Origin of the sequence: Lichenibacterium minor, from assembly GCF_004137685.1 — a bacterium.
In the GTDB taxonomy this organism is placed as follows: Bacteria; Pseudomonadota; Alphaproteobacteria; order Rhizobiales; family Beijerinckiaceae; genus Lichenihabitans; species Lichenihabitans minor.
The window spans coordinates 1-998 of the sequence record NZ_QYBB01000162.1 but is presented as its reverse complement, the minus strand read 5'-3'; the positions used below and the strand labels follow the sequence as shown (position 1 = coordinate 998).

The following is a 998-nucleotide window of genomic DNA, read 5'->3' as shown; positions in this document are numbered from 1 at the left end:
TCAAGTTCGTGGACATCGAGCCCGGGGACGAGGGCAAGTCGAAGCGGTCGGAGAAGGCCAACGCGCCTGCTGTGGGCGGCGAGCCTCGCGGCATGTGGCCCACTAGTCAACCAGCAGGAGCTCCGACGACCGACCTGTGGGCGTCGATGGACGACCTCACATGGACTTGCGCATGCGCTTCACAGAGTGCTTCACGTGCCGCGAGCTGACTGTGGAGTCGCCGGCGTTGGACGAAGGCCCGACGCCGCCAGCCTGGGAGTTATGAGCCGTGGCGGCGATGGCTGAACCCGACACGAGGGCGAGCGGTGAGACGCATAGGACGACGGTGGCGAGTTTGAGAAGGCGCATGGATGTATTCCTCTGTTCGATGTCAGGGAGAGGACTGATTGCCGATTGCGGAAGTTGCATTTATCCGTGAAGGACTGGTTTTGAGGGCGGCGATCACGTTGCGCTGAACATGCTCGCGACGTGCAGGGAAGGTAACAATCGACAGGGAACGCCTGTCTCACACCAGCCAATCGGAGCTATATCGACCCCATACTGAGACCCCGGAAGACGATCGACGCCGCAAGTACGGGAGCCAAGCTCAACGTCCACGCTGGGGCCGTCCGGCGCGAGGCAGAAGGCGCGGAGGCTGACCCGTCCGACGACGCCATGCTGGCGGCCTGGCTCGCGGCGCTCGGATCGGTATCAACCCGCCGTCAACCATCCCGACCCATGGTGCTTACATCCGCCGTCAGCCTCTTCGGCGGTAGTGTCGGGGGAGGCGCGCCGCGAACAAGCCCCCCTGGACGCTCATCTGAGAGATGCCCCCGCTCGATGCCGGATATTCGCAACCAATGATCCAACCCCGCGATCTCGTGGTGATCGGCGCTTCCCGTGGTGGATTAGACGCGCTGAACCAACTCGCGAGCGGACTGGCCATCGATTTTCCGGCCGCCGTGCTGATCGTGCTGCATACGTCCCCGGATAGCCCGAGGATGTTCGCCAGGATCATG

At 63.5% G+C, this 998-nt stretch carries 1 protein-coding gene; it reads left to right on the top strand.

The genetic code is table 11. The features are described from left to right. Positions 1 to 806: 806 nt before the first annotated feature. Positions 807 to 998: chemotaxis protein CheB (locus D3273_RS30105; RefSeq protein WP_428977818.1), on the top strand; the 192-nt coding region annotated here is incomplete at its 3' end.